Raw genomic sequence first — 25474 nt, 5'->3', positions numbered from 1 at the left:
TCTTAATCCTAATTACCGACTTACTTAGAGTAAAGTTCGACAATTAGGTTCTCATTAATTTCAGCTGATAAATCGGCACGTTCTGGAACAGCTTTGTAAGTTGCTTCCAGTTTAGTTGAATCAACTTCGATCCAATGGATCGGTGCACGACCTTTAGATAGCTCTAATGCGCTTTGTACACGCAATTGCTTCTTAGCTTTTTCACGAATTGACACAACGTCACCAGCTTTCACTTGGTAAGACGGGATGTTAACCGTAGCGCCATTTACTAGAATGCCTTTATGGCCTACTAGCTGACGAGCTTCCGCACGTGTAGAACCAAAACCTGCGCGGTATACAACGTTGTCTAAACGTGATTCCAAAAGTTGCAAAAGGTTTTCACCTGTCGCGCCTTTAAGACGAGCAGCAGATTTATAGTAGTTACGGAATTGCTTTTCCAAAATACCGTACATACGACGTACTTTTTGTTTCTCACGTAACTGCAAGCCGTAATCAGAAAGACGACCGCGACGTGCACCATGCACACCAGGAACCGTCTCTACTTTACATTTCGACTCAAGAGCGCGTGAACCGCTCTTCAATTGCAAGTCGGTACCTTCACGACGAGACAACTTACAAGTTGGACCTATATAACGAGCCATGTATCTGTCTCCTCAATTAAACGCGACGTTTCTTAGGTGGACGGCAACCGTTGTGCGGAATTGGCGTCACATCTGTGATGTTATTGATACGCAAGCCCAATGCATTCAATGCACGAACTGCGGACTCACGACCAGGACCTGGGCCCTTGATCATTACGTCAACGTTTTTAAGGCCGAACTCTTGTGCGACAGCACCGGCACGTTCCGCGGCTACTTGAGCTGCGAAAGGAGTACTTTTACGAGATCCGCGAAAACCAGAACCACCTGCAGTAGCCCAAGACAAAGCATTGCCTTGGCGGTCAGTGATAGTCACGATCGTATTATTAAATGACGCGTGTACATGAGCAACACCGTCGACGACCGTCTTTTTGACTTTTTTCTTGGTGTTGCGCGTAGCTGGCTTAGCCATATTGCACTTTCCTATTTAATGCTCAGCTCTAGTGAACTTGTGACTAGAGCGAAACGCGTTTAAATTACTTACGAATAGGCTTACGAGGGCCTTTTCGTGTACGGGCGTTCGTTTTGGTACGTTGACCACGAACTGGTAGGCTGCGGCGATGACGAATCCCGCGGTTGCAACCCAAGTCCATCAAACGTTTGATAGACATACTGACTTCACGACGTAAGTCACCCTCTACAGTATACTTAGCAACTTCGCCACGAAGTTGGTCAAGCGTATCATCGCTTAGAGAACCGATTTTAGCAGTCTCTGCAACACCTGTAGCGGCGCAAATAGCGCGCGAACGAGTGCGACCAATTCCGAAGATGTAAGTCAGAGAAATGACCGCATGTTTATTGTCAGGAATATTGACACCGGCTATACGAGCCATTCATTTTACTCCGTTGTTATTGATGATTAAATGATAATTCATCACTTTACTTTCATGAGGGCGGCTGATTATGCCTATCTTTAGGCCATAAATCAACCACCCTTTCCTATCATCAAGCAAACTCGCGATTAACCTTGACGCTGTTTGTGACGAGGTTCAACGCAAATCACTCGAACTGAACCGTTACGACGAACGATTTTGCAGTTACGACAGATTTTCTTTACAGAAGCACGTACTTTCATGTTCAACTCCAACCTTACGCTCAGCGCATTAGGCCATTTGGACCATAACCAGTCAGATTAGATTTCTTCATTAATGATTCGTATTGCTGACTCATCAAGTGACTTTGAACTTGCGACATAAAGTCCATGACGACAACCACTACGATCAACATAGAAGTACCGCCAAAGTAGAATGGAACATTCCACGCAACAACAAAGAACTGAGGCATCAGTGACACAAGCGTGATGTATAAAGCACCAAACAGTGTCAAACGAGTCATTACACCATCAATATATCGAGCTGTATGATCGCCTGGACGAATACCCGGCAAAAACGCACCGGATTTTTTCAAGTTATCTGCCACATCTTTAGGATTGAACACTAGCGCTGTGTAGAAGAAGCAAAAGAACACAATTGCTATCGCAAACAACAGCACATAGAGCGGTTGCCCAGGAGCCAGAGCCAAAGAGGTATTTTGCAACCACTCCATCCCCTCACCCTGACCGAACCATTGTCCAATCGAAGCTGGGAAAAGAAGGATACTTGAAGCAAAAATAGGTGGTATAACACCAGCCATATTTACTTTAAGAGGCAAATGACTCTTTTGTGCGGCAAACACCTTTTTGCCTTGTTGGCGCTTAGCATAATTCACCGTTATGCGACGTTGACCACGTTCGATGAACACAACGAACGCAATAGTCGCAATGGCCAATATACCAATCAACAACAGAGCTAAAATATTAATATCGCCTTGACGAGCCGACTCAAACGAACGACCTAGAGCGGAAGGCAGACCAGCAACGATACCGGCAAAGATTAATATGGAAATACCATTACCAATCCCTTTTTCGGTAACTTGCTCACCCAACCACATCAAGAAAACAGTACCAGCCACAAGTGTCACAACAGCCACAGCATAAAACTCTATGCCGCTGCTAAATGATATACCTTGGCTTGCCAAACCAACCGCCATACTGGCGGACTGGACTAGGGCAAGAAGCACCGTACCGTAACGAGTGTACTGAGTAATCTTACGACGACCCGCTTCACCCTCTTTCTTGAGCTGCTCTAGCTGCGGACTCACAACCGTCAATAACTGCATAATAATAGAGGCAGAAATATAGGGCAAAATCCCAAGCGCAAGAATACTCATGCGCTCAAGCGCGCCCCCTGAGAATACGTTAAATAAACTCAGAATAGTGCCTTCATTTTGATCAAACAGCGCTGATAACCTATCAGGGTTAATACCCGGAACAGGAATATGTGCACCAATTCGGTATACAATAATTGCTATAAACACAAAGCGTATACGAGCCCAAAGCTCGCCTAATCCATTTTGCATTCCAGCAGGTAGTGAGCCACGCTTTGCCATTTATTCCTCGACTTTTCCGCCAGCTGCTTCAATAGCGGCACGAGCACCTTTAGTCACTTTAAGACCACGAACAGTGATGGCTTTGTCGATGGAACCAGACAAAATCACACGTGCAGTCTTAATTTGATGACCTAGAATGTCGGCGCCTTTAAGAGCAGCCAAATCTACAACTTCAGCATTTACAGCAGCAAGCTCGTTTAAACGAACTTCAGCAACATACTTTGCCTGACGTGAAGTAAAACCGAATTTTGGCAGACGACGCTGCAAAGGCATTTGACCACCTTCAAAACCAGGTTTTACTGAGCCACCAGAGCGAGACTTAAGACCTTTATGGCCTCGTCCGCCGGTTTTGCCCAAGCCGCTACCAATGCCGCGACCAACACGTTTAGGAGCATGCTTGCTACCTTCGCCAGGACGAAGTGTATTTAAGAACATGTTATTCCCCTACCACTTTAACCATGTAATAAACTTTATTAACCATACCACGTACAGAAGGAGTATCTTCCAACTGACGAGTTTGGCCAACTTTACGCAAACCCAAGCCTTTAACAGTTTCACGGTGCTTTGGAAGACGACCGATCGGGCTGCGGGTTAGTTGAACTGTGATGGTATTATTCGCCATAACACATTACCCCAAAATTTGATCGACTGACTTACCGCGTTTAGCCGCGATTTGTTCAGGTGCTTTCATATCCTGCAAACCTTTGATCGTAGCGCGAACTACGTTTACTGGGTTTGTAGAACCGTAACATTTTGCCAATACGTTGTGAACGCCAGCGATTTCTAGAACCGCACGCATTGCACCACCGGCTATGATACCAGTACCTTGAGACGCAGGCTGCATGTAAACATTAGACGCACCATGATTTGCTTTAACTGGATACTGTAAAGTATCGCCATCAAGCTTAACAGAAATCATGTTACGGCGAGCTTGTTCCATAGCTTTTTGAATTGCTTGAGGAACTTCACGCGCTTTACCGCGACCGAAGCCAACCTTACCTTTACCATCACCAACGACTGTCAAAGCTGTGAAAGAGAAGATACGACCACCCTTCACTACTTTAGCAACGCGGTTTACTTGTACTAGCTTCTCTTGGAGGTCGCTAGTTTGTTGATCATTAACTGCCATTTGCTACCCCTTAGAACTCTAGACCGGCTTCACGTGCAGCGTCAGCAAGAACCTGAACGCGACCATGATATTTGAAGCCAGAACGGTCAAAAGCGACCGAAGTGACACCTGCTTCTTTAGCGCGAGCAGCAATCAAAGTACCGACTTCTTTAGCCGCTGCTTTGTTACCAGTCGCTGAGCCACGAAGAGCTTCTTCAAGAGTAGAAGCGCTTGCTAGCACTTTGCTACCACAAGGAGAAATCACTTGAGCATACATATGGCGTGGTGTGCGATGTACAGTAAGACGATTCGCACCTAAGTCACGAATATGCAAACGAGCACGACGTGCACGACGAATCCGAGATTGTTTTTTAGTGTTCATGAATGCCTACCTACTTCTTCTTAGCTTCTTTACGACGAATAATTTCGTCAGCATAGCGAACACCTTTGCCTTTGTATGGCTCTGGTGGACGGAAACCGCGAACTTCTGCAGCAACCTGACCAACGGCTTGTTTATCAACACCACGAATCACGATTTCTGTTTGAGAAGCACATTCAGCTGTGATGCCTTCAGGTAGTTCATAATCAACTGGGTGAGAAAAACCCAGAGATAGGTTAAGTACGTTGCCTTTAAGCGCAGCACGGTAACCAACACCTTGAAGAAGCAATCTTTTCTCGAAACCTTGGCTAACACCAACAACCATGTTGTTAACCAAAGCACGAGTTGTACCAGCTAAGGCACGGCTTTGTTTTGCACCATCGCGCGCAGCGAAGGTAATAACATTTTCTTCTTTAGACACTTGTACGCTTGTGTGAACATTAAACTCTAAAGAACCTTTGCCGCCTTTAACAACGACAGTTTGTCCATTTAGGGTCAAATCTACACCACTAGGAAGCGTCACGGGACTATTAGCAACTCGAGACATACTAACTCCTAGAATACTGTGCAGATTACTTCGCCACCGATACCAGCAGCACGAGCTGCACGGTCTGTCATCACACCTTTAGAGGTAGAGATGATTGCAACACCAAGACCAGCTTCTACTTTAGGTAGAGCCGCTGTGCCTTTGTATTGACGCAAACTTGGACGAGATGCGCGTTTGATTTGTTCGATAACTGGCTTACCTTCGTAGTATTTCAACTCGATTGTAAGCGTTGGTTTTACTGCTTCATCTACAGAGAAGTCACCTACGTAACCTTCTTCGCGTAGAACAGCAGCAATCGATGCCTTCATTTTTGATGAAGGCATACTCACAGAAGACTTTGCAGCCATCTGGGCATTACGAATACGTGTAAACATATCCGCAAGGGTATCTTGCATACTCATTTAAGAGCTCCTAATTTAAAAACCATTGTGCAGCAAATAGAGCTCGCGCATAGTACACAGCAGCGAGCAGAATGTCCAGTATTTAGACACCCCACTCACTGCCATGTATTATGATCGCGCTCTACTTGCTTACCAACTAGCTTTCTTCAAGCCTGGTACGTCACCGCGCATCGCTGCTTCACGCAGTTTGATACGAGACAGACCGAAACGACGGTATACACCGTGCGGACGACCTGTGATTTGGCAACGGTTACGCTGGCGAGAAGAAGATGAATCGCGTGGAAGCGCTTGTAATTTAAGCGTTGCTTCCCACTTTTCATCGTCCGATGCATTAACGTCGCTAATGATCGCTTTTAGAGCCGCACGCTTTTCAGCGAACTTAGCTACTAATTTGGTACGTTTTGCTTCGCGCTGAATCATTGATACTTTAGCCATGATTCCTACCTCTTATTTCTTGAAAGGGAAACTAAAGGCGGCTAGCAAAGCACGACCTTCTTCGTCGGTACGAGCAGTCGTTGTAATGGTAATATCCATACCACGTACACGGTCTACTTTATCGTAGTCGATTTCAGGGAAGATGATTTGCTCTTTAACACCCATACTGTAGTTACCGCGACCGTCGAAAGACTTTGGATTAAGTCCACGGAAGTCACGAATACGCGGGATAGCCACATCAACCAAACGGTCGAAGAAATCCCACATACGGTCGCCACGTAGCGTCACTTTACAACCGATCGGATAACCGTCACGGATTTTAAAGCCTGCTACTGATTTACGAGCCTTAGTTACTACTACTTTCTGGCCGCTAAGTGCTTGAAGATCATTTACCGCATGCTCAAGAAGTTTCTTGTCTGCGATAGCTTCACCAACACCCATATTTAATGTGATTTTAGTGATTTTAGGCACTTCCATCACGTTTTTGTAACCAAACTCTTCAGTAAGTTTTGCTACAACTTGATCTTTATAAACTTGCTTAAGTCTCGCCATGGCTATAATTCTCGCTCTTAGGCGTCGATCGCTTCACTATTTGATTTAAAAACACGCACTTTCGTACCGTCTTCGTTCAATTTAAAGCCGACGCGATCCGCTTTACCCGTAGCACTGTTAAAAATGGCTACATTGGAAACCTGGATAGGTGCTTCTTGTTCAACGATACCACCAGTTGAACCCTTCATAGGGTTTGGTTTCTCGTGTTTCTTAACAGTATTAATGCCAGAAACTAGAACTCGGTTTTCGTCTACTACCTTAACAACTTTACCGCGCTTGCCTTTATCTTTACCAGCAATCACGATAACTTCGTCGTTACGTTTGATTTTACGCATAATGTCCCCTCTCCCTCTTACAGCACTTCAGGTGCAAGAGAAACAATTTTCATGAACTGCTCTGTACGCAATTCACGTGTTACAGGGCCAAAGATACGAGTACCAATAGGCTGTCCTGAAGCATTCAATAGAACCGCTGAGTTTACATCAAAACGGATCACTGAGCCATCAGAACGACGAACACCTTTCTTAGTTCTAACGACAACTGCGTTAAGAACCTGCCCTTTTTTAACACGACCACGTGGGATCGCTTCTTTCACTGTGACCTTAATAATGTCACCGATAGCAGCATAACGACGATGTGAGCCACCCAGTACTTTAATACACTGAACACGCTTTGCGCCGCTGTTATCTGCAACATCAAGCATCGATTCTGTTTGAATCATTTCTGCTCTCCAATCAAATTAGATAACAAGTCTCACGAAGGAAGGAGCAGCTTATACAGCTGCTGCTTTCTCAACAACTTGAACCAGATTCCAAGTCTTAGACTTAGAGTAAGGACGTGTTTCCACAACCTTAACGATATCACCGATCTGACATTCATTGTTTTCATCATGAGCGTGTAATTTAGTCGAACGACGGACAAACTTACCGTATAAAGGGTGTTTCTCTGTACGCTCAACTAGTACCGTAATGGTTTTATCCATCTTGTCGCTAACTACTTTACCAGTAGCGGTACGCGCTTTTGTTTCTGCCATCTTAGTTACCTGCCTTATCATTTAGCACGGTTTTAACACGTGCGATATTGCGGCGAACTTGCGAGAGCAAATGAGTTTGCGCTAACTGACCAGTGGCTTTCTGCATACGCAGAGTAAATTGCTCACGTAGCAGTTCAATCAAGGTCGCTTGTAGCTCAGCTACAGACTTTTCTTGCATTTCTTTTGCTTTCATCTACATCACCGTACGCGTTACGAAAGTTGTGGACAGAGGAAGCTTAGCTGCAGCTAACGCAAACGCTTCGCGTGCTAACTGCTCAGAAACGCCCTCAACTTCATAAAGCATTTTTCCAGGTTGGATCTGCGCAACCCAGTATTCTACGCTACCCTTACCTTTACCCTGACGAACCTCAAGAGGCTTCTGAGTAATCGGCTTATCAGGGAACACACGAATCCAGATTCTACCACCACGCTTGATGTGACGAGTCATTGCACGACGCGCCGCTTCAATTTGACGAGCAGTAAGACGACCACGTTCAGTGGACTTCAATCCGAATTCACCAAAGCTAACTTGGTTTCCGCGAAGAGCAAGACCGCGGTTACGGCCTTTTTGCATCTTACGGAACTTAGTACGTTTCGGTTGTAACATGACTTACCCCCTACTTAGACTTCTTCTTTTGTGCGCCTTTATCAGCTCGCACTTGTTCAATACCGCCCAAGATTTCGCCTTTGAAGATCCACACTTTAACACCAATGATGCCGTAAGTTGTAGCTGCTTCATAAGTAGCGTAGTCAATGTCAGCGCGTAGAGTGTGTAGAGGCACACGGCCTTCACGGTACCACTCAGCACGTGCAATTTCTGCACCGCCTAAACGACCACTTACCTGAACCTTGATCCCTTTTGCGCCTGCACGCATAGCATTTTGTACTGCGCGCTTCATAGCACGACGGAACATAACGCGACGCTCAAGTTGGCTTGCAATATTTTGCGCAACCAATTTCGCATCCATTTCAGGCTTACGAATTTCTTCGATGTTAATGTGGACAGGAACGCCCATCATTTCAGAAACTGCATTACGTAGTTTCTCAACATCTTCACCTTTCTTACCAATCACGATACCCGGACGAGCAGTGTGAATTGTAATACGGGCTGTCTGAGCAGGACGCTGAATCTCGATACGAGAAACAGAAGCCTGAACCAATTTTTTCTCCAAGTACTCACGAACTTGAAGATCGTTTAATAACAGCTTAGAGTAGTTTTGATTATTCGCATACCAAGTAGAAGTATGATCTTTAACTATCCCTAGGCGTATACCAGTTGGATGAACCTTCTGACCCATTGGGTTTCTCCTAATTAGTCAGCGACTTTAACTGTAATATGGCAACCGCGTTTTAGAATACGGTCAGCACGGCCTTTGGCACGTGGCATAATACGTTTCAGAGTCATAGCCTCATCAACGTAAGCCGTAGACACACGCAAGTCATCTACATCAGCACCTTCGTTATGCTCAGCGTTAGCTATCGCAGACTCTAGTACTTTCTTGACAATTACTGCCGCCTTTTTAGGACTGAACGTTAAAATGTTCAGTGCTTCGCTAACAGATTTGCCGCGGATTTGATCTACAACCAAACGGGCCTTCTGCGCTGAGAGGCGAGCACCCTTCAATGAAGCGCTTACTTCACTCATGTTAATACCCCTTATTACCGTTTGGCTTTCTTGTCCGCAGCATGACCACGATATGTACGGGTCGGAGCGAACTCACCCAATTTATGACCGACCATATCTTCAGTTACTAGAACTGGAACATGCTGGCGACCATTATGGACAGCGATAGTCAACCCTACAAAATCAGGGAAGATAGTAGAACGGCGTGACCAAGTTTTAATTGGACGACGATCATTTTTCTCTACCGCAGCCTCTACCTTTTTCAACAAATGAAGGTCGATAAAAGGACCTTTTTTTAGTGAACGTGGCACAGTCGTTTCCTCTTATTACTTAGTACGGCGACGTACAATAAGTTTATCAGTACGCTTGTTGCTGCGCGTTTTGTACCCTTTAGTAGGCACACCCCATGGCGTAACTGGGTGACGACCACCTTTGCTACGACCTTCACCACCACCATGTGGGTGATCCACTGGGTTCATCGCCGCACCGCGAACGGTAGGACGAACACCACGCCAACGCGTAGCACCAGCTTTACCAAGAACTCGCAAGCTATGCTCAGAGTTTGATACTTCACCTAAAGTAGCGCGACATTCTGTCAATACTTTACGCATTTCACCTGAACGTAGGCGAAGAGTAACGTAACGACCTTCACGAGCAACTAGCTGAGCAGAAGCACCAGCAGAACGGGCAACTTGTGCACCTTTACCTGGCTTAAGCTCGACACAGTGTACGGTACTACCAACTGGAATATTTTGCAGAGGCAAAGTATTACCGGCTTTGATAGGCGCATCTGCACCACTAAAAACAACATTGCCTGCGACCATACCTTTGGAAGCGATAATGTAACGACGCTCACCATCAGCATATCTAATCAATGCAATATTTGCAGAACGGTTTGGATCATATTCCAAACGCTCAACTACCGCAGAAATCCCATCTTTATTACGACGGAAATCAACCATACGGTAATGCTGCTTATGACCACCACCTACGTGACGCGTAGTGATGCGTCCGTTATTGTTACGTCCACCAGATTTGCTTTTTGTGTCTAGCAAAGGTGCATATGGTGCGCCTTTGTGCAAATCGTTGTTGGTAACTTTAACAACGTGACGACGGCCTGCAGACGTTGGCTTACTTTTAACAACAGCCATTGACCTATCTCCCCTTATTCAGCGACCATGAAATCAATGTCTTGGCCTTCAGCCAAACGTACGTACGCTTTTTTCACGTCTTTACGCTTGCCTAGACCACGAACTGTACGCTTTGTTTTACCTTTATGGTTCAACGTGCGAACAGACTCAACTTTGACTTCAAAAAGCGCTTCGATAGCTTGTTTGATTTCAGGTTTCGTTGCATCACCAGTTACACGAAAAACATACTGACCATTGCCTTCGGCTACGATCGTTGCTTTTTCGGAAATGTGTGGACCCAACAGAACTTTATAAATACGTTCGCCGATCATGCTAGTGCCTCCTCAACTTGTTTCAGAGCACCAACTGTCACCAACACTTTGTCGTAAGCAATCAAGCTAACAGGGTCGATAGACGCTGCATCACGTACATCTACGTTAGGAATGTTGCGAGCCGCTAAGAATAAATTGTCATCCAAATCGTGGGAAACAATCAAAGCGTTCTCAATATTCAATTCTGCCATTTTTGCTATGAAGAGCTTAGTTTTTGGAGCTTCCAATTTAAGATCTTCAACCACAACAAGACGGTCTTGACGTACAAGTTCAGACCAGATGGTGCGCATTGCTGCACGATACATCTTCTTGTTCACTTTCTGAGAGTGGTCTTGTGGTTTCGCTGCGAAAGTGACACCACCAGAACGCCATAGCGGACTGCGGATAGTACCTGCGCGAGCACGACCAGAACCTTTTTGTTTCCAAGGTTTGCGTCCACCACCTGCTACTTCAGAGCGTGTTTTCTGTGCGCGTGAGCCTTGACGAGCGCCAGCCAAGTAAGATGTTACTACTTGGTGTACCAACGCTTCGTTATATTCACGAGCAAAGGCTACATCAGAAACTTCTACCGTTCCTTCCGCGCCTGTTAGATTCAAGTTCATTGTCTACCCCTCTTAGCGAGCTTTAACAGCTGATTGAAGAATAACATCACCATTTACTGCACCAGGTACGGCACCTTTCACAAGGATAAGGTTACGCTCTGTGTCTACACGAACCACTTCTAGTGATTGCGTAGTGACTTGTGCAGCACCCATATGGCCAGCCATCTTCTTGCCTTTCCAAACACGACCAGGTGTTTGACATTGGCCGATAGAACCAGGTGCACGGTGAGACAATGAGTTACCATGTGTAGCATCTTGCGTACGGAAATTGTGACGCTTAATGGCACCTTGAAACCCTTTACCCTTTGATTGACCAGTTACATCAACCATTTGGATAGATTCGAAATCAGCAACTGTTAGCTCATCACCAACATTGATTTCTTTTTCATCACCAGACAGGCGGAACTCCCACAAACCACGACCTGCTTCAACATTCGCTTTTGCATAATGACCCGCAGCAGCTTTGTTAACGCGGCTCGAACGGCGAGTACCAACAGTAACTTGGACAGCTTGGTAGCCATCAGTTTCTGCAGTTTTCACCTGAGTAACGCGGTTCGGTTCAACCTCGATGACGGTTACTGGCACGGATACACCTTCTTCAGTGAAGATACGTGTCATTCCGGCTTTGCGTCCGACTAATTGAATAGCCATTTTTTACCTCATTTGCCAGTTGTGTATGGGGCTATCACCCGCTACGGCTGATCATTCCAGATCATTCCACTATTGTGCATATAGCCGACTGATAACCAGCCGGTTGTCGCACCCCAAACTTTGAGCTATTAACCCAAAGAAATTTGTACTTCCACGCCTGCCGCAAGATCTAGCTTCATTAGAGCATCAACCGTTTTCTCAGTTGGCTCAACAATGTCTAGAACACGTTTGTGTGTACGGATTTCATACTGATCACGCGCATCTTTGTTTACGTGTGGAGAAATCAATACTGTATAACGCTCTTTGCGAGTAGGAAGTGGAATCGGTCCACGCACTTGCGCACCTGTACGTTTCGCTGTGTCCACAATTTCTTGTGTTGAAGCATCGATCAGACGATGATCAAACGCTTTCAGACGAATACGGATTTTTTGGCTTTGCATTTCCAACTCCAAATACAATGTTTTGATGACTTAACTGTACATTTATTAAGCCACAATCCTTTTTTAAGGACGGCGAATATTAGCCATTCAAAAACTGGTTGTCAAGTAACCAATTTCTGAACAAACAAAATAAACCATAAAATAAAAAGGCCACCCGACAAGCGAGTGGCCTTTTCCAAATCAAAGTAAGCAGATATTACTATCTAATTACTTAAGGATTTTAGCTACAACACCAGCACCAACTGTACGACCACCTTCACGGATCGCGAAACGTAGACCTTCGTCCATCGCGATTGGGTGAATTAGTTCAACAGTCATTTGAATGTTATCACCAGGCATAACCATTTCTACGCCTTCAGGAAGAGAACATGCACCAGTTACGTCAGTTGTACGGAAGTAGAACTGTGGACGGTAACCTTTGAAGAATGGAGTGTGACGACCACCTTCATCTTTACCCAACACGTACACTTCTGCTTCGAACTGAGTGTGAGGAGTGATTGAACCAGGCTTAGCCAATACTTGACCACGCTGAACGTCTTCACGCTTAGTACCACGTAGAAGAATACCACAGTTCTCACCAGCACGACCTTCGTCAAGAAGCTTACGGAACATCTCAACACCAGTACAAGTTGTTTTGATAGTATTCACGATACCAACAATTTCAACTTCTTCTTGGATTTTGATGATGCCGCGCTCAACACGACCAGTCACAACTGTACCACGACCTTGGATAGAGAATACGTCCTCGATAGGCATCAAGAATGCACCATCGATAGCACGCTCTGGCTCAGGAATGTAAGAATCTAGTGTTTCAACTAGTTTACGTACAGCCGTAGTACCCATTTCGTTGTCGTCTTCGCCTTTCAACGCCATTAGCGCAGAACCTGGGATGATTGGAGTATCATCACCTGGGAAGTCGTATTCAGATAGAAGATCACGCAATTCCATCTCAACCAACTCTAGCATTTCAGCGTATTCTTCAGAATCCGCACCACCACAGTCTTCTGCCAACAAGTCAGACTTGTTCAAGAAAACAACGATGTAAGGAACACCTACTTGACGAGAAAGAAGGATGTGCTCACGAGTCTGAGGCATAGGACCGTCAGTCGCACCACAAACAAGGATCGCACCGTCCATTTGAGCAGCACCAGTGATCATGTTTTTAACATAATCGGCGTGTCCTGGGCAGTCTACGTGTGCATAGTGACGCACTGGAGAATCGTACTCTACGTGAGAAGTAGAGATAGTGATACCACGCTCACGCTCTTCAGGAGCATTATCGATACCGTCAAAAGCAACAGCTGTACCGCCATATACTTCTGCACATACGCGAGTCAATGCTGCAGTTAGAGTTGTTTTACCATGGTCAACGTGACCGATTGTGCCAACGTTAACGTGTGGTTTATTACGTTCGAATTTACTCTTTGCCATGATACATACACCTTAAGAATTAGTAAGTATGATGATTAATCTTCATTTTTGATGATCGCGTCTGCCACACTAGCCGGTGCTTCAGCGTATTTCTCAAACTCCATTGCATAACTTGCACGCCCTTGCGACAAGCTACGCACGTCAGTTGCATATCCGAACATTTCCCCAAGAGGAACTTCCGCACGAATAATTTTCCCTGACGGGGAATCGTCCATCCCCTGAACAAGACCACGACGACGGTTCAGGTCACCCATCACATCGCCCATGTATTCTTCAGGAGTTACAACTTCCACTTTCATTACAGGTTCAAGAACACAAGGGTCAGCGTCAACTGCTCCTTTTCTTAAGCCCTGAGAAGCTGCAATTTTAAAGGCCATTTCATTAGAGTCAACATCATGGAATGAACCATCGATCAGCACAACCTTGATACCCAACAATGGATAACCAGCGATCACGCCATTCTTCATTTGCTCTGAAACACCCTTTTCTACTGCAGGGATGTATTCTTTAGGAATAGCACCACCAACAATCTCGTTAACGAATTCAAGCCCATCTTTTTCAGTTGGGATTAACTTCATTACGACGTGACCGTATTGACCACGACCACCGGATTGACGCACAAACTTGTGATTAACCACCACTTCTTTGCGAATTTTCTCCCGGTAGGAAACCTGAGGCTTACCAATGTTTGCCTCCACCTTAAACTCGCGACGCATACGGTCAACAAGAATATCAAGGTGCAGTTCACCCATACCAGAAATAATAGTTTGCCCCGTCTCCTCATGCGTCTCCACACGGAAAGAAGGGTCTTCTTGCGCCAATTTACCTAACGCAACAGCCATTTTATCTTGATCCGCTTGAGATTTAGGCTCAACCGCAACAGAGATAACTGGCTCAGGAAACTCCATACGCTCTAACACAACAACATCATTCATATCACAAAGAGTATCACCCGTAGTTGCAAACTTCATACCTACGAGAGCAGCAATATCACCCGCTAAAACCTCTTTGATCTCTTCACGATTATTTGCATGCATCTGTACCATTCTACCGATACGCTCACGCTTCTGTTTAACAGAGTTGTAAACCGCATCACCAGAACGCAACACACCTGAATACACACGAATAAATGTCAATGTGCCCACAAATGGATCCGTTGCGATCTTAAAAGCCAATGACGAAAAAGGATCTTCATCATTTGCCACTCGAGTCACAACCGTTTCACCATCTTCAAGCGTCCCCTCAATCGCCTTTACTTCAAGCGGAGAAGGTAAATATTCAACAACCGCATCCAAAACAGCCTGAACGCCTTTGTTTTTAAAGGCCGAACCACACGTAACCAAGACAATCTCATTGGACAACGTACGAATTCGCAAGCCGCTTTTAATCTCATCAACAGACAATTCACCTTCTTCAAGGTACTTATCCATCAATTCATCATTCGCTTCCGCTGCGGCCTCCACCATCTGTTCACGCCACTCTAACGCTTCATCAAGCAAATCTTCAGGAATCTCCTCTAAAGAGAAAGTCATCCCCTGATCTTCTTCATTCCACATTATTGTTTTCATTAAGACTAAATCAATGACGCCTTTAAAATCTTCTTCGGCACCAATGTTAATCTGAATGGGAACAGCATTTGCCCCAAGACGCGTTTTTAATTGACGCACAACCGAAAAGAAATTCGCTCCCGTACGGTCCATCTTATTAACAAAGACCATACGAGGAACTTCATACTTATTCGCCTGACGCCAAACTGTCTCGGTTTGAGGCTGCACACCCGAAGAACCACAAAGCACAACAACAGCACCATCCAGCACACGCAATGAACGCTCTACTTCAATCGTAAAGTCTACGTGCCCAGGGGTATCAATAATATTGATACGATGCTCTTCAAACTGCTTATTCATTCCACTCCAGAAGCAAGTTGTTGCTGCTGAAGTTATCGTGATACCACGTTCTTGCTCCTGCTCCATCCAATCCATGGTGGCAGCACCATCGTGCACTTCACCAATTTTATGAGACAGACCAGTATAGAAAAGAACGCGCTCAGTTGTCGTCGTTTTACCAGCATCAACGTGCGCACAAATACCGATATTACGGTAGCGGTTGATAGGTGTTTTACGTGCCACTGTGTATCCTTCTCTGGATGATTAGAAACGGTAGTGAGAGAATGCTTTGTTAGCTTCTGCCATGCGATGAACGTCTTCACGCTTCTTAACAGCAGAACCTTTGTTTTCGGCAGCATCTAAGATTTCGCCTGCAAGACGTAGAGCCATGGATTTTTCACCACGCTTACGAGAAGCATCAACCAACCAACGCATAGACAATGCTGCGCGGCGAGCAGGACGTACTTCAACAGGAACTTGGTAAGTAGCACCACCAACACGGCGAGATTTAACCTCAACCATTGGCTGGATAGATTCTAGTGCTTTTTCGAAGATAGCCATTGGCTCTTCTGTTTTAGCGCGTGTTGCAACAGTGTTCAATGCATTGTAAACAATGCTTTCTGCTACAGATTTTTTACCACTAACCATTACATGGTTAATAAATTTAGCGAGAAGTTGGCTTCCGTGTTTAGGATCCGGAAGGATTTCACGCTTAGCGACGACGCGTCTTCTAGGCATATCTACATCCTCTTCAGGTTCGCCCGAGACAATTTAATTATTGCTCGGCCTTACTGTATTAAAAAATTATGTCTAAACGATGAATTAAGTAGCTTCAGCTTACTTAGGACGTTTAGTACCGTATTTAGAACGGCCTTGCTTACGTTTTTGTACGCCTGAAGTATCCAAGCTACCACGTACTGTGTGGTAACGAACACCAGGAAGGTCTTTTACACGACCGCCACGAATCAGCACGACGCTGTGTTCTTGCAGGTTGTGACCTTCACCACCGATGTAGGAAGTAACTTCGAAGCCGTTGGTCAAGCGAACACGACATACTTTACGCAAAGCCGAGTTTGGCTTCTTAGGAGTAGTAGTATATACGCGAGTGCAGACACCGCGGCGTTGCGGACAAGCTTGTAACGCAGGAACGTCACTCTTTGCCACTTTACGTTTACGTGGTTTACGAACCAACTGGTTAACGGTTGCCATTAGACAAGCTCCACAAATCCAATTCTTATGACGGAAATCGCCAAAATTAAGGAGGCGCAAGTTTAATTTGCGCCTATAAAACAGTCAATAGGGAGGCGACTAAAAAATCACCTCCCTTACGATTTAACAGCAAATAACTAGTCTTTCAATGCTGCACTCAATGCTTCTTCCACATCGGATGCACTCACTGTTGAACTTCCTTCTTTTGCTGCTTGCGCAAGCTCTTTCTTTCTCTTGCGCTCATTGTGGTAAGCCAAGCCTGTACCCGCTGGTATCAAACGACCTACAACAACGTTTTCTTTCAAGCCACGTAAGTGATCTTTTTTACCAGTTACCGCACCTTCCGTAAGAACTCGAGTAGTCTCTTGGAAAGACGCTGCTGATATAAAGGACTCAGTAGCCAAAGAAGCTTTGGTGATACCTAGAAGCACACGCTCATACTTAGCTGGGAATTTACCCTCAGCAATTGCTTTTTCGTTTGCGTCTAGCAGGTGAGTAAACTCAACCTGATCACCTTGAATAAGATCTGTATCACCAGACTCTCCAACTTCCACTTTACGCAACATTTGGTTAACAATAACTTCAATATGCTTATCGTTAATCACAACGCCTTGTAAGCGGTAAACTTCCTGCACTTCGTTTGTAATGTAGTCAGCCAAAGCCTCTACACCTTGAAGACGCAGAATGTCATGAGGACTTAACGGACCGTCGGCGATAATCTCACCTTTTGCCACTTCCTCACCGTCGAAGATGTTAATTTGACGCCATTTAGGAATCAAAGTCTCAACTGGCTCATCACCGTTTTGCGGCGTGATAACCAAACGGATCTTACCTTTTGTCTCTTTACCGAAGCTAACAACACCGCTCGTTTCCGCCATGACAGCAGGATCTTTTGGACGACGCGCTTCAAATAGGTCCGCCACTCGTGGCAAACCACCGGTAATATCCTTGTTACCAATAGATTCTTGAGGAATACGCGCAAGAACCTCACCGGATTTCACTGTTGCACCATGATCTAGGCTTAACAATGCTTTTTCAGGCAACATATACTGTACTGGCGATTCAGTACCTGGAATCAATACTGGGTTACCCTCTGCATCAACAACAGAAATCATCGGACGAATGTCCTTACCTGCCGCTGGACGATCGCGCATTTCCATTACTTCAATGGTCGTCAAGCCCGTCATCTCGTCTGATTGACGACGAATGGTGACGTTCTCTTCCATACCACTAAATTCTAGACGGCCTTCCATCTCAGATACGATTGGGTGTGTATGTGGATCCCAGTTAGCAACGATTTGACCCGCTGTCACTTGATCACCTTCACGCACACTCAATACCGCACCGTAAGGAAGCTTGTAACGCTCTTTCTCACGACCCGCTTCATCGGCAATGGCCAATTCAGAAGAACGAGATGCAACCACTAGATGCCCAGTGTGGCGCTCGATACTCTTCATTTTATTAAAACGAACCGTACCCGCACTCTTCACTTGAACACTATCAACCGCAGACGCTCGAGAAGCCGCACCACCGATGTGGAAGGTACGCATTGTTAACTGTGTACCAGGCTCACCGATTGACTGTGCCGCAACAACACCAATGGCCTCACCAATATTAACCTGATGACCACGAGCAAGATCACGTCCATAACACTTAGCACATACACCATGACGTGTATTACAAGTGATAACAGAGCGAATGATCATTTCGTCAACACCAGCCGCTTCGATCGTTCGTACGTCATGTTCATCGATCAATGTGCCAGCAGACAATACTAAATTGCCTTTCGCATCAATAACGTCTTGAGCCACAACGCGACCCAATACACGATGACCTAGTGGCACAACCACATCACCACCTTCAATCATAGCGGCAACGGAAATACCGTTTGTAGAGCCACAATCAACCTCAGTGATAACCAAATCCTGCGCTACGTCTACGAGACGACGAGTCAAGTAACCAGAGTTTGCCGTTTTCAATGCCGTATCAGCAAGACCCTTACGGGCACCGTGAGTAGACGTAAAGTACTGAAGTACTGACAGACCTTCACGGAAGTTTGCTGTGATTGGCGTCTCGATGATGGAACCATCTGGTTTCGCCATCAGACCACGCATACCACCCAACTGACGCATCTGAGCCACACTACCACGGGCACCAGAGTCGGCCATCATGTATACAGAGTTGAAAGATTGTTGCTCAACCGTTTCACCTGCTTTATTGACAGTCATCTCTTTTGCCAAGTTTTTCATCATGGCTTCAGTAACCGTTTCGTTAGTACGAGACCATAAGTCGATTACTTTGTTGTACTTCTCGCCTTGCGTTACAAGACCGTCCGCATATTGGTATTCGATTTCTTTAACTTCGGCTTCTGCCTTAGCAATGATGGCTGCTTTCTCTGGCGGTATAACGAAGTCGTCAACACCAACAGAAGAGCCAGACGCGGTCGCGTAAGCAAAACCTGTGTACATCAATTGGTCAGCAAAAATACAGCTCTCTTTCAAGCCGACTTTACGGTAACACTCGTTGATCAAGTTAGAGATCGCTTTCTTCTTCATGGTTTGGTTAACCACAGAGAACGGTAGGCCATCAGGAACAATATCAAACAACAAAGCACGACCAACGGTTGTATCTGCAATGAAAGTAGACGGCACTTTGTCGCCATCCAGCGTGGTATCAACTTGGCTGATACGCACTTTTACTTTCGCGTGCAATTCAACTTGTTTCGCACCATACGCACGGTGTACTTCTTTGATGTCAGAAAATGCCATGCCTTCGCCTTTGGCATTGATTTTCTCACGAGTCATATAGTACAGACCCAATACAACGTCCTGAGAAGGAACGATGATCGGCTCGCCGTTTGCTGGTGATAGAATGTTGTTCGTAGACATCATCAAGGCACGAGCTTCTAGCTGCGCTTCAATTGTCAACGGAACGTGAACCGCCATTTGGTCACCGTCGAAGTCAGCGTTGTAGGCCGCACACACAAGTGGGTGCAACTGGATCGCTTTACCTTCGATCAACATAGGTTCAAACGCTTGGATACCCAAACGGTGAAGTGTTGGCGCACGGTTCAACATCACTGGATGTTCACGGATAACCTCATCAAGGATATCCCACACTTCAGGCGTTTCACGCTCAACCATTTTCTTCGCCGCTTTGATCGTCGTCGCCATGCCACGAAGTTCAAGTTTAGAAAAAATGAATGGCTTGAATAGCTCAAGTGCCATTTTTTTAGGCAGACCACACTGATGTAGACGCAGTGATGGACCTACTGTGATTACCGAACGACCAGAATAATCAACACGCTTACCTAGCAAGTTCTGACGGAAACGACCTTGCTTACCTTTGATCATATCAGCCAAAGATTTCAAAGGACGTTTGTTAGAACCCGTAATCGCGCGACCACGACGACCGTTATCAAGCAAAGCATCAACAGACTCTTGCAACATACGTTTTTCGTTACGTACGATGATATCTGGAGCAGAAAGCTCTAACAGGCGTTTTAAACGATTGTTACGGTTAATCACACGACGATAAAGATCGTTCAAATCCGACGTCGCAAAACGACCACCTTCTAGTGGTACCAATGGACGAAGATCTGGCGGAAGAACCGGCAATACATCGAGCACCATCCACTCTGGGTTATTACCAGAATGATAGAAAGCTTCTACTAGCTTAAGACGCTTAGACAGCTTCTTAATACGAGTTTCAGAGTTCGTGCTGTTAAGCTCTTCACGCATGCTGTTAATTTCTACAGGCATGTCTAGATCGCGAAGCAACATCTGAACCGCTTCTGCACCCATACGGGCATCAAATTCATCACCGAATTCTTCTAGCGCTTCAAAATACTGCTCGTCATTTAGCAACTGACCCTTTTCAAGCGTCGTCATACCTGGATCAATCACGATGAAAGATTCAAAATACAAAACTCGCTCAATATCACGCAACGTCATATCTAGGATAAGACCGATACGAGACGGAAGAGATTTCAAAAACCAAATGTGTGCAACAGGCGATGCAAGCTCAATGTGACCCATGCGTTCACGACGCACTTTAGACAGAGCCACTTCAACGCCACACTTCTCACAGATAACACCACGGTGTTTCAAACGCTTGTATTTACCACACAAGCACTCATAGTCCTTTATAGGACCAAAGATTTTTGCACAGAACAAACCGTCACGTTCTGGTTTGAACGTACGGTAGTTGATGGTCTCTGGCTTTTTAACTTCACCATAAGACCATGAACGAATCATATCTGGTGATGCCAAGCCAATGCGGATCGCATCAAACTCGTCAGATTGTCCCTGTGATTTTAGAAGACCTAATAAGTCTTTCATGGATATTCGCCCCACTCGTAAGGCCGGGGAGTCTTGCTCCCCAGCAGGTCAAATGTGATTCGTGCTTATTCGTTTTCCAGCTCGATATCGATACCAAGAGAACGAATCTCTTTCACCAACACGTTGAAGGACTCAGGCATGCCAGGTTCCATACGGTGGTCACCGTCTACGATGTTTTTGTACATCTTAGTACGGCCATTCACGTCATCGGATTTAACAGTCAACATCTCTTGAAGCGTGTAAGCAGCACCGTATGCTTCTAGTGCCCATACCTCCATCTCCCCGAAACGCTGACCACCGAACTGAGCTTTACCACCCAGCGGTTGCTGAGTAACCAAGCTGTAAGAACCCGTAGAACGTGCGTGCATTTTGTCATCAACCAAGTGGTTCAACTTCAGCATATACATGTAACCAACGGTTACAGGACGTTCAAAAGCATCACCAGTACGGCCGTTAAACAATTTAACTTGACCACTTTCGTTGATTCCAGCTAAGCGCAACATACGTTTGATTTCAGACTCTTTTGCACCATCAAAGGCACCAGACGCCATTGGAACACCACCCGTTAGGTTGGATGCCAAGGTTAAGATTTCTTCGTCTGTAAAGCTGTCAAGATCTTCAGTACGAGCACAGCGCAAATCGCCTTCATAACCGTTGTAGATTTCATCAAGGAAGCTACGCAATTCTGCAACTGCTTCAGCCTTCTCACGCTCTGCAACAAGCATTTCGTTGATCTTACGACCCAAGCCTTTAGAAGCAGCACCTAAGTGAGTCTCCAAGACCTGACCAACGTTCATACGTGAAGGAACACCTAGTGGGTTCAATACGATATCAACTGGATCACCGTTTTCATCGTACGGCATGTCTTCAACTGGCATAATTTTAGAAATTACACCCTTGTTACCATGACGACCGGCCATTTTATCACCTGGCTGGATACGACGTTTGATGGCAACATAAACTTTAACGATTTTAAGAACGCCAGGCGCTAGATCATCACCGGTTTGTAGCTTACGTTTCTTATCTTCGAATTTTGCATCAAGCTCTTTACGGCGCTCAATTAAAGCGGCTTGCGCTTTTTCAAGCTGCTCACTCGCTTCTTCGTTCGCCACACGAATTTTAAACCACTCTGGGTGATCTAGATTCGCCAAGAACTCTTCCGTAATAATGGCATTACGAGCCAAACCAGGGCCACCTTCGGCTTGCTGGCCAATTAGCGCTTCTGCCAGACGCTCGAACGTTGCCTTTTCGACAATACGGAACTCTTCATTCAAGTCTTTACGGACCTGATCAAGTTGCGATTTCTCAATAGACTTAGCGCGTTCGTCTTTCTCAATACCATCACGAGTAAAGACCTGAACGTCGATAACCGTTCCGCGAGTACCCGTTTTTACGCGTTGAGATGTGTCTTTTACATCGGAGGCTTTTTCACCGAAAATAGCTCGCAAAAGTTTCTCTTCAGGAGTCAGCTGCGTTTCACCTTTAGGGGTTACTTTACCAACTAGAATATCACCTGGCTCAACTTCAGCACCGATATAAACGATACCTGACTGGTCCAACTTAGAAAGCGCACCTTCACCCACGTTAGGGATGTCGGCCGTAATCTCTTCAGGCCCTAGCTTAGTATCACGTGCAACACACGTTAACTCTTGAATGTGAATAGAAGTAAATCGGTCTTCTTCTACAACACGCTCAGAAACAAGAATCGAGTCTTCGAAGTTGTAACCGTTCCAAGGCATGAACGCGATACGCATGTTTTGACCAAGCGCCAAATCACCCATATCAACAGAAGGACCATCGGCCATAATGTCGCCAGAAGCAACCTTCTCGCCTTTCATCACCAAAGTACGCTGGTTAATACAAGTGTTCTGGTTAGAACGCACGTATTTCGTTAGGTTGTAGATATCTACACCCGCTTCACCCGCTACGGTTTCTTCTGAGTTCACACGTACAACGATACGACTAGCATCAACAGACTCAATCACACCGCCACGATTGGCAACGATACAAACACCAGAGTCTTTTGCTACATTTCGCTCCATGCCCGTACCCACAACAGGCTTATCTGCCTTAAGTGTTGGCACCGCTTGACGTTGCATGTTCGAACCCATCAATGCACGGTTAGCATCGTCGTGCTCTAGGAACGGAATCAAAGATGCCGCAACAGATACAACCTGACGAGGAGACACGTCCATTAGGTTTACTTTTTCTTTTGGAATCAAAGTTGTTTCGTGCATATGACGCACCTGAACCAACTCATCAACCAAACGACCTTCTGCATCTACATTGGCAGACGCTTGGGCGATAACATATTTCGCTTCATCGATCGCAGAGATGTAGACAGTTTCATCCGTCATCTTGCCGTCGATAATTTTACGGTATGGCGTTTCTAAGAAGCCGTAGCTGTTAGTGCGCGCATAAGTAGATAGCGAGTTGATCAGACCGATGTTTGGACCTTCCGGTGTTTCGATAGGACAAACACGACCATAGTGAGTAGCGTGTACGTCACGTACTTCAAAGCCTGCACGCTCACGTGTAAGACCACCAGGCCCTAACGCTGAAACACGACGCTTATGCGTTACTTCAGATAGCGGGTTGTTTTGGTCCATGAACTGAGACAATTGGCTTGAACCGAAGAACTCTTTGATTGCAGCCGCAACAGGCTTCGCATTCAAAAGATCTTGCGGCATAAGGCCATCTGCTTCTGCCATAGACAGACGCTCTTTCACAGCACGCTCAACACGTACAAGGCCAACACGGAATTGGTTCTCGGCCATTTCACCAACAGAACGAACTCGACGGTTACCCAAGTGATCGATGTCATCAACCATGCCGTTACCGTTACGGATATCAAGCAAAGTTTTTAGAACAGCTACGATGTCGTCATTATCAAGAACGCCAGCGCCCGTATCTTCTTCACGACCTAAACGACGGTTGAACTTCATTCGACCAACGCCAGATAAATCATAACGATCTTCTGAGAAGAACAGACCTTGGAACAAGCCTTCAGCCGACTCTTTGGTCGGTGGCTCGCCAGGACGCATCATGCGATAAATTTCAACCAAAGCTTCCAACTGATTGCTGGTTGGATCGATACGAAGCGTGTCAGAAATAAATGGACCATTGTCCAAATCGTTCGTATAAAGCGTATCTACTTCAGTAATACCAGAAGAAACCAATGCCTCTAGCAAATCAACAGACAACTCAGTGTTTGCTTCCGCAATCAACTCACCCGTCGCAGGATGAACTAAGTTTTTCGCCGTTACTTTACCAAGCATGTACTCAAGCGGCACAGAAAGACGCTCAAGACCTGATTTTTCCATTACACGAATATGCTTAGCCGTAATACGACGGCCTTCTTCAACGATTAACTCGCCATTCGCATCAGCAATATTAAACAGTGCAGTCTCGCCACGTAGACGATTTGCCACTAGATCCATTTCAAAACCATCACGCTTCAAATAGAAACGAGTAGAATCAAAGAAAGTATCTAGAATTTGTTCCGTTCCGTAACCCAAAGCGCGCAACAAAATCGTTGCAGGCAACTTACGGCGACGGTCAATACGAACAAATACGCAATCTTTTGGATCAAACTCGAAGTCCAACCATGAACCGCGGTAAGGAATAATACGAGCAGAATGTAGTAACTTGCCTGAAGAGTGTGTCTTACCACGGTCGTGGTCGAAGAACACACCAGGAGAACGGTGTAATTGAGATACAATAACACGCTCAGTCCCGTTAATTACAAAGGTACCATTGTCTGTCATCAGCGGAATTTCGCCCATGTAGACTTCTTGCTCGCGAATGTCTTTGATCGCTTTGTTGGACGACTCTTTATCATAAATGATGAGTCGCACACGAACACGTAAAGGTGCCGCGTAAGTAACGCCACGCAACTGACACTCTTTAACATCAAAAACTGGCTTGCCTAAACGGTAATCGACGTATTCTAGCGCCGCATTGCCGGAAAAGCTGACCATTGGAAAGACAGATTTAAAGGCCCCATGCAGACCTAATTCCCCACGCTCTGCAAGACTTTTACCTTCCTGCAGAAAATTACGGTAGGATTCAAGCTGAATTGCCAGCAAGTATGGCACATCCAAAACGGGCGGCAGTTTACCGAAATCCTTACGGATACGTTTTTTCTCAGTGTATGAGTAAGCCATCAGCATTCCCCAGCTTGTGCACATTGACGCAAAAGGCCCAAATCAGGCCTTACCATATATGGGAGCATTATCTCCCATTTGAAAATTCTTTTAAGGTTTATTTGAGTTTCAGAAACCCAAAAAGGCCGGTGACAATAATGTCA

Annotated in this window: 32 protein-coding genes; all 32 read right to left on the bottom strand. The window is 45.6% G+C overall.

All coding sequences use genetic code 11. The features are described from left to right. Window positions 1–20: 20 nt before the first annotated feature. Window positions 21–641, bottom strand: coding sequence for a 30S ribosomal protein S4 (gene rpsD, locus DKT73_RS17415; protein WP_111608643.1), 621 nt, complete (start codon window positions 639–641; stop codon window positions 21–23). 16 nt (window positions 642–657) lie between these two features. Further along, complete coding sequence (gene rpsK, locus DKT73_RS17410; protein ID WP_009836290.1) at window positions 658–1050, bottom strand: 30S ribosomal protein S11; 393 nt, start codon at window positions 1048–1050, stop codon at window positions 658–660. Window positions 1051–1114: 64 nt separating this feature from the next. After that, window positions 1115–1471 (bottom strand): 30S ribosomal protein S13, encoded by a 357-nt coding sequence (gene rpsM / locus DKT73_RS17405; protein ID WP_111608642.1) that lies wholly within the window; start codon window positions 1469–1471, stop codon window positions 1115–1117. 128 nt (window positions 1472–1599) lie between these two features. Then, window positions 1600–1713, bottom strand: coding sequence for a 50S ribosomal protein L36 (gene rpmJ / locus DKT73_RS17400; RefSeq protein WP_012071915.1), 114 nt, complete (start codon window positions 1711–1713; stop codon window positions 1600–1602). Window positions 1714–1733: 20 nt separating this feature from the next. Then, complete coding sequence (gene secY, locus DKT73_RS17395; protein WP_111639795.1) at window positions 1734–3065, bottom strand: preprotein translocase subunit SecY; 1332 nt, start codon at window positions 3063–3065, stop codon at window positions 1734–1736. Then, window positions 3066–3500 carry a 50S ribosomal protein L15 gene (gene rplO / locus DKT73_RS17390; protein ID WP_072841824.1) on the bottom strand — a complete coding sequence of 145 codons (435 nt, stop codon included), beginning with the start codon at window positions 3498–3500 and terminating at the stop codon, window positions 3066–3068. A 1-nt stretch (window position 3501) separates the two neighbouring features. Then, on the bottom strand, window positions 3502–3687 hold the full coding sequence (gene rpmD / locus DKT73_RS17385) for a 50S ribosomal protein L30 (RefSeq protein ID WP_111608639.1): 186 nt from the start codon (window positions 3685–3687) through the stop codon (window positions 3502–3504). 6 nt (window positions 3688–3693) lie between these two features. Further along, the gene (rpsE, locus tag DKT73_RS17380; protein WP_111608638.1) at window positions 3694–4194 is read right to left on the bottom strand and encodes a 30S ribosomal protein S5; all 501 of its coding nucleotides are present in this window, start codon (window positions 4192–4194) and stop codon (window positions 3694–3696) included. Between the two features lie 10 nt (window positions 4195–4204). Beyond that, a complete protein-coding gene (gene rplR, locus DKT73_RS17375; RefSeq protein ID WP_111608637.1) occupies window positions 4205–4555 on the bottom strand; it encodes a 50S ribosomal protein L18 in 351 nt (116 codons plus the stop codon). 10 nt (window positions 4556–4565) lie between these two features. Beyond that, a complete protein-coding gene (gene rplF / locus DKT73_RS17370; protein ID WP_111608636.1) occupies window positions 4566–5099 on the bottom strand; it encodes a 50S ribosomal protein L6 in 534 nt (177 codons plus the stop codon). Window positions 5100–5107: 8 nt separating this feature from the next. Next, window positions 5108–5500, bottom strand: a complete 393-nt coding sequence (gene rpsH / locus DKT73_RS17365; RefSeq protein ID WP_111639794.1) for a 30S ribosomal protein S8 — start codon at window positions 5498–5500, stop codon at window positions 5108–5110. 129 nt (window positions 5501–5629) lie between these two features. Further along, window positions 5630–5935 (bottom strand): 30S ribosomal protein S14, encoded by a 306-nt coding sequence (gene rpsN / locus DKT73_RS17360; protein WP_012071923.1) that lies wholly within the window; start codon window positions 5933–5935, stop codon window positions 5630–5632. 12 nt (window positions 5936–5947) lie between these two features. Next, window positions 5948–6487 carry a 50S ribosomal protein L5 gene (gene rplE / locus DKT73_RS17355; protein WP_111608634.1) on the bottom strand — a complete coding sequence of 180 codons (540 nt, stop codon included), beginning with the start codon at window positions 6485–6487 and terminating at the stop codon, window positions 5948–5950. A gap of 17 nt (window positions 6488–6504) precedes the next feature. Next, complete coding sequence (gene rplX, locus DKT73_RS17350) at window positions 6505–6822, bottom strand: 50S ribosomal protein L24 (RefSeq protein WP_111608633.1); 318 nt, start codon at window positions 6820–6822, stop codon at window positions 6505–6507. A 17-nt stretch (window positions 6823–6839) separates the two neighbouring features. Then, window positions 6840–7208, bottom strand: a complete 369-nt coding sequence (rplN, locus tag DKT73_RS17345) for a 50S ribosomal protein L14 (RefSeq protein ID WP_067020125.1) — start codon at window positions 7206–7208, stop codon at window positions 6840–6842. Window positions 7209–7259: 51 nt separating this feature from the next. Beyond that, window positions 7260–7520, bottom strand: coding sequence for a 30S ribosomal protein S17 (gene rpsQ / locus DKT73_RS17340; RefSeq protein WP_111608632.1), 261 nt, complete (start codon window positions 7518–7520; stop codon window positions 7260–7262). A gap of 1 nt (window position 7521) precedes the next feature. Beyond that, entirely contained in the window at window positions 7522–7713 is a 192-nt protein-coding gene (gene rpmC, locus DKT73_RS17335) for a 50S ribosomal protein L29 (protein ID WP_012071928.1), read from the bottom strand. Next, window positions 7714–8127 (bottom strand): 50S ribosomal protein L16, encoded by a 414-nt coding sequence (gene rplP, locus DKT73_RS17330; RefSeq protein WP_012071929.1) that lies wholly within the window; start codon window positions 8125–8127, stop codon window positions 7714–7716. 10 nt (window positions 8128–8137) lie between these two features. Further along, window positions 8138–8818, bottom strand: coding sequence for a 30S ribosomal protein S3 (gene rpsC / locus DKT73_RS17325; protein ID WP_110577368.1), 681 nt, complete (start codon window positions 8816–8818; stop codon window positions 8138–8140). 14 nt (window positions 8819–8832) lie between these two features. After that, entirely contained in the window at window positions 8833–9165 is a 333-nt protein-coding gene (gene rplV / locus DKT73_RS17320) for a 50S ribosomal protein L22 (RefSeq protein WP_110577367.1), read from the bottom strand. Between the two features lie 14 nt (window positions 9166–9179). Further along, on the bottom strand, window positions 9180–9455 hold the full coding sequence (gene rpsS / locus DKT73_RS17315; protein WP_012071932.1) for a 30S ribosomal protein S19: 276 nt from the start codon (window positions 9453–9455) through the stop codon (window positions 9180–9182). Window positions 9456–9470: 15 nt separating this feature from the next. Next, complete coding sequence (gene rplB, locus DKT73_RS17310) at window positions 9471–10295, bottom strand: 50S ribosomal protein L2 (protein WP_111639793.1); 825 nt, start codon at window positions 10293–10295, stop codon at window positions 9471–9473. Between the two features lie 14 nt (window positions 10296–10309). Beyond that, entirely contained in the window at window positions 10310–10606 is a 297-nt protein-coding gene (rplW, locus tag DKT73_RS17305) for a 50S ribosomal protein L23 (RefSeq protein WP_012071934.1), read from the bottom strand. After that, window positions 10603–11208: a 50S ribosomal protein L4 gene (gene rplD / locus DKT73_RS17300; RefSeq protein ID WP_012071935.1), complete on the bottom strand. Its 606-nt coding sequence runs from the start codon at window positions 11206–11208 to the stop codon at window positions 10603–10605. Before rplD ends, rplW begins: the two co-directional genes overlap by 4 nt. A 12-nt stretch (window positions 11209–11220) precedes the next feature. Further along, window positions 11221–11859, bottom strand: coding sequence for a 50S ribosomal protein L3 (gene rplC / locus DKT73_RS17295; RefSeq protein ID WP_111639792.1), 639 nt, complete (start codon window positions 11857–11859; stop codon window positions 11221–11223). Window positions 11860–11987: 128 nt separating this feature from the next. Next, a complete protein-coding gene (gene rpsJ, locus DKT73_RS17290; RefSeq protein ID WP_012071937.1) occupies window positions 11988–12299 on the bottom strand; it encodes a 30S ribosomal protein S10 in 312 nt (103 codons plus the stop codon). Window positions 12300–12506: 207 nt separating this feature from the next. Next, window positions 12507–13730: an elongation factor Tu gene (gene tuf, locus DKT73_RS17285; protein ID WP_111639791.1), complete on the bottom strand. Its 1224-nt coding sequence runs from the start codon at window positions 13728–13730 to the stop codon at window positions 12507–12509. A gap of 35 nt (window positions 13731–13765) precedes the next feature. Further along, entirely contained in the window at window positions 13766–15859 is a 2094-nt protein-coding gene (gene fusA, locus DKT73_RS17280) for an elongation factor G (protein WP_111608626.1), read from the bottom strand. 21 nt (window positions 15860–15880) lie between these two features. Further along, a complete protein-coding gene (gene rpsG / locus DKT73_RS17275) occupies window positions 15881–16354 on the bottom strand; it encodes a 30S ribosomal protein S7 (RefSeq protein ID WP_111608625.1) in 474 nt (157 codons plus the stop codon). Between the two features lie 99 nt (window positions 16355–16453). After that, window positions 16454–16825 (bottom strand): 30S ribosomal protein S12, encoded by a 372-nt coding sequence (gene rpsL / locus DKT73_RS17270; protein WP_111608624.1) that lies wholly within the window; start codon window positions 16823–16825, stop codon window positions 16454–16456. 137 nt (window positions 16826–16962) lie between these two features. Beyond that, window positions 16963–21165, bottom strand: a complete 4203-nt coding sequence (rpoC, locus tag DKT73_RS17265) for a DNA-directed RNA polymerase subunit beta' (RefSeq protein WP_111639790.1) — start codon at window positions 21163–21165, stop codon at window positions 16963–16965. 65 nt (window positions 21166–21230) lie between these two features. Beyond that, window positions 21231–25331 carry a DNA-directed RNA polymerase subunit beta gene (gene rpoB / locus DKT73_RS17260; RefSeq protein ID WP_111639789.1) on the bottom strand — a complete coding sequence of 1367 codons (4101 nt, stop codon included), beginning with the start codon at window positions 25329–25331 and terminating at the stop codon, window positions 21231–21233. Window positions 25332–25474 lie beyond the last annotated feature (143 nt).

The organism is Marinomonas shanghaiensis, from assembly GCF_003259175.1.
GTDB lineage: Bacteria > Pseudomonadota > Gammaproteobacteria > Pseudomonadales > Marinomonadaceae > Marinomonas > Marinomonas shanghaiensis.
This window is presented reverse-complemented; position numbering and strand designations above follow the sequence as displayed.

Coding starts and splice junctions, on each gene's coding strand:
- rpsD (WP_111608643.1), bottom strand. CDS start 641: ATGGCTCGTTATATAGGTCCAACTTGTAAGTTGTCTCGTCGTGAAGGT.
- rpsK (WP_009836290.1), bottom strand. CDS start 1,050: ATGGCTAAGCCAGCTACGCGCAACACCAAGAAAAAAGTCAAAAAGACG.
- rpsM (WP_111608642.1), bottom strand. CDS start 1,471: ATGGCTCGTATAGCCGGTGTCAATATTCCTGACAATAAACATGCGGTC.
- rpmJ (WP_012071915.1), bottom strand. CDS start 1,713: ATGAAAGTACGTGCTTCTGTAAAGAAAATCTGTCGTAACTGCAAAATC.
- secY (WP_111639795.1), bottom strand. CDS start 3,065: ATGGCAAAGCGTGGCTCACTACCTGCTGGAATGCAAAATGGATTAGGC.
- rplO (WP_072841824.1), bottom strand. CDS start 3,500: ATGTTCTTAAATACACTTCGTCCTGGCGAAGGTAGCAAGCATGCTCCT.
- rpmD (WP_111608639.1), bottom strand. CDS start 3,687: ATGGCGAATAATACCATCACAGTTCAACTAACCCGCAGCCCGATCGGT.
- rpsE (WP_111608638.1), bottom strand. CDS start 4,194: ATGGCAGTTAATGATCAACAAACTAGCGACCTCCAAGAGAAGCTAGTA.
- rplR (WP_111608637.1), bottom strand. CDS start 4,555: ATGAACACTAAAAAACAATCTCGGATTCGTCGTGCACGTCGTGCTCGT.
- rplF (WP_111608636.1), bottom strand. CDS start 5,099: ATGTCTCGAGTTGCTAATAGTCCCGTGACGCTTCCTAGTGGTGTAGAT.
- rpsH (WP_111639794.1), bottom strand. CDS start 5,500: ATGAGTATGCAAGATACCCTTGCGGATATGTTTACACGTATTCGTAAT.
- rpsN (WP_012071923.1), bottom strand. CDS start 5,935: ATGGCTAAAGTATCAATGATTCAGCGCGAAGCAAAACGTACCAAATTA.
- rplE (WP_111608634.1), bottom strand. CDS start 6,487: ATGGCGAGACTTAAGCAAGTTTATAAAGATCAAGTTGTAGCAAAACTT.
- rplX (WP_111608633.1), bottom strand. CDS start 6,822: ATGCGTAAAATCAAACGTAACGACGAAGTTATCGTGATTGCTGGTAAA.
- rplN (WP_067020125.1), bottom strand. CDS start 7,208: ATGATTCAAACAGAATCGATGCTTGATGTTGCAGATAACAGCGGCGCA.
- rpsQ (WP_111608632.1), bottom strand. CDS start 7,520: ATGGCAGAAACAAAAGCGCGTACCGCTACTGGTAAAGTAGTTAGCGAC.
- rpmC (WP_012071928.1), bottom strand. CDS start 7,713: ATGAAAGCAAAAGAAATGCAAGAAAAGTCTGTAGCTGAGCTACAAGCG.
- rplP (WP_012071929.1), bottom strand. CDS start 8,127: ATGTTACAACCGAAACGTACTAAGTTCCGTAAGATGCAAAAAGGCCGT.
- rpsC (WP_110577368.1), bottom strand. CDS start 8,818: ATGGGTCAGAAGGTTCATCCAACTGGTATACGCCTAGGGATAGTTAAA.
- rplV (WP_110577367.1), bottom strand. CDS start 9,165: ATGAGTGAAGTAAGCGCTTCATTGAAGGGTGCTCGCCTCTCAGCGCAG.
- rplB (WP_111639793.1), bottom strand. CDS start 10,295: ATGGCTGTTGTTAAAAGTAAGCCAACGTCTGCAGGCCGTCGTCACGTT.
- rplW (WP_012071934.1), bottom strand. CDS start 10,606: ATGATCGGCGAACGTATTTATAAAGTTCTGTTGGGTCCACACATTTCC.
- rplD (WP_012071935.1), bottom strand. CDS start 11,208: ATGAACTTGAATCTAACAGGCGCGGAAGGAACGGTAGAAGTTTCTGAT.
- rplC (WP_111639792.1), bottom strand. CDS start 11,859: ATGGCTATTCAATTAGTCGGACGCAAAGCCGGAATGACACGTATCTTC.
- rpsJ (WP_012071937.1), bottom strand. CDS start 12,299: ATGCAAAGCCAAAAAATCCGTATTCGTCTGAAAGCGTTTGATCATCGT.
- tuf (WP_111639791.1), bottom strand. CDS start 13,730: ATGGCAAAGAGTAAATTCGAACGTAATAAACCACACGTTAACGTTGGC.
- rpsG (WP_111608625.1), bottom strand. CDS start 16,354: ATGCCTAGAAGACGCGTCGTCGCTAAGCGTGAAATCCTTCCGGATCCT.
- rpsL (WP_111608624.1), bottom strand. CDS start 16,825: ATGGCAACCGTTAACCAGTTGGTTCGTAAACCACGTAAACGTAAAGTG.
- rpoC (WP_111639790.1), bottom strand. CDS start 21,165: ATGAAAGACTTATTAGGTCTTCTAAAATCACAGGGACAATCTGACGAG.
- rpoB (WP_111639789.1), bottom strand. CDS start 25,331: ATGGCTTACTCATACACTGAGAAAAAACGTATCCGTAAGGATTTCGGT.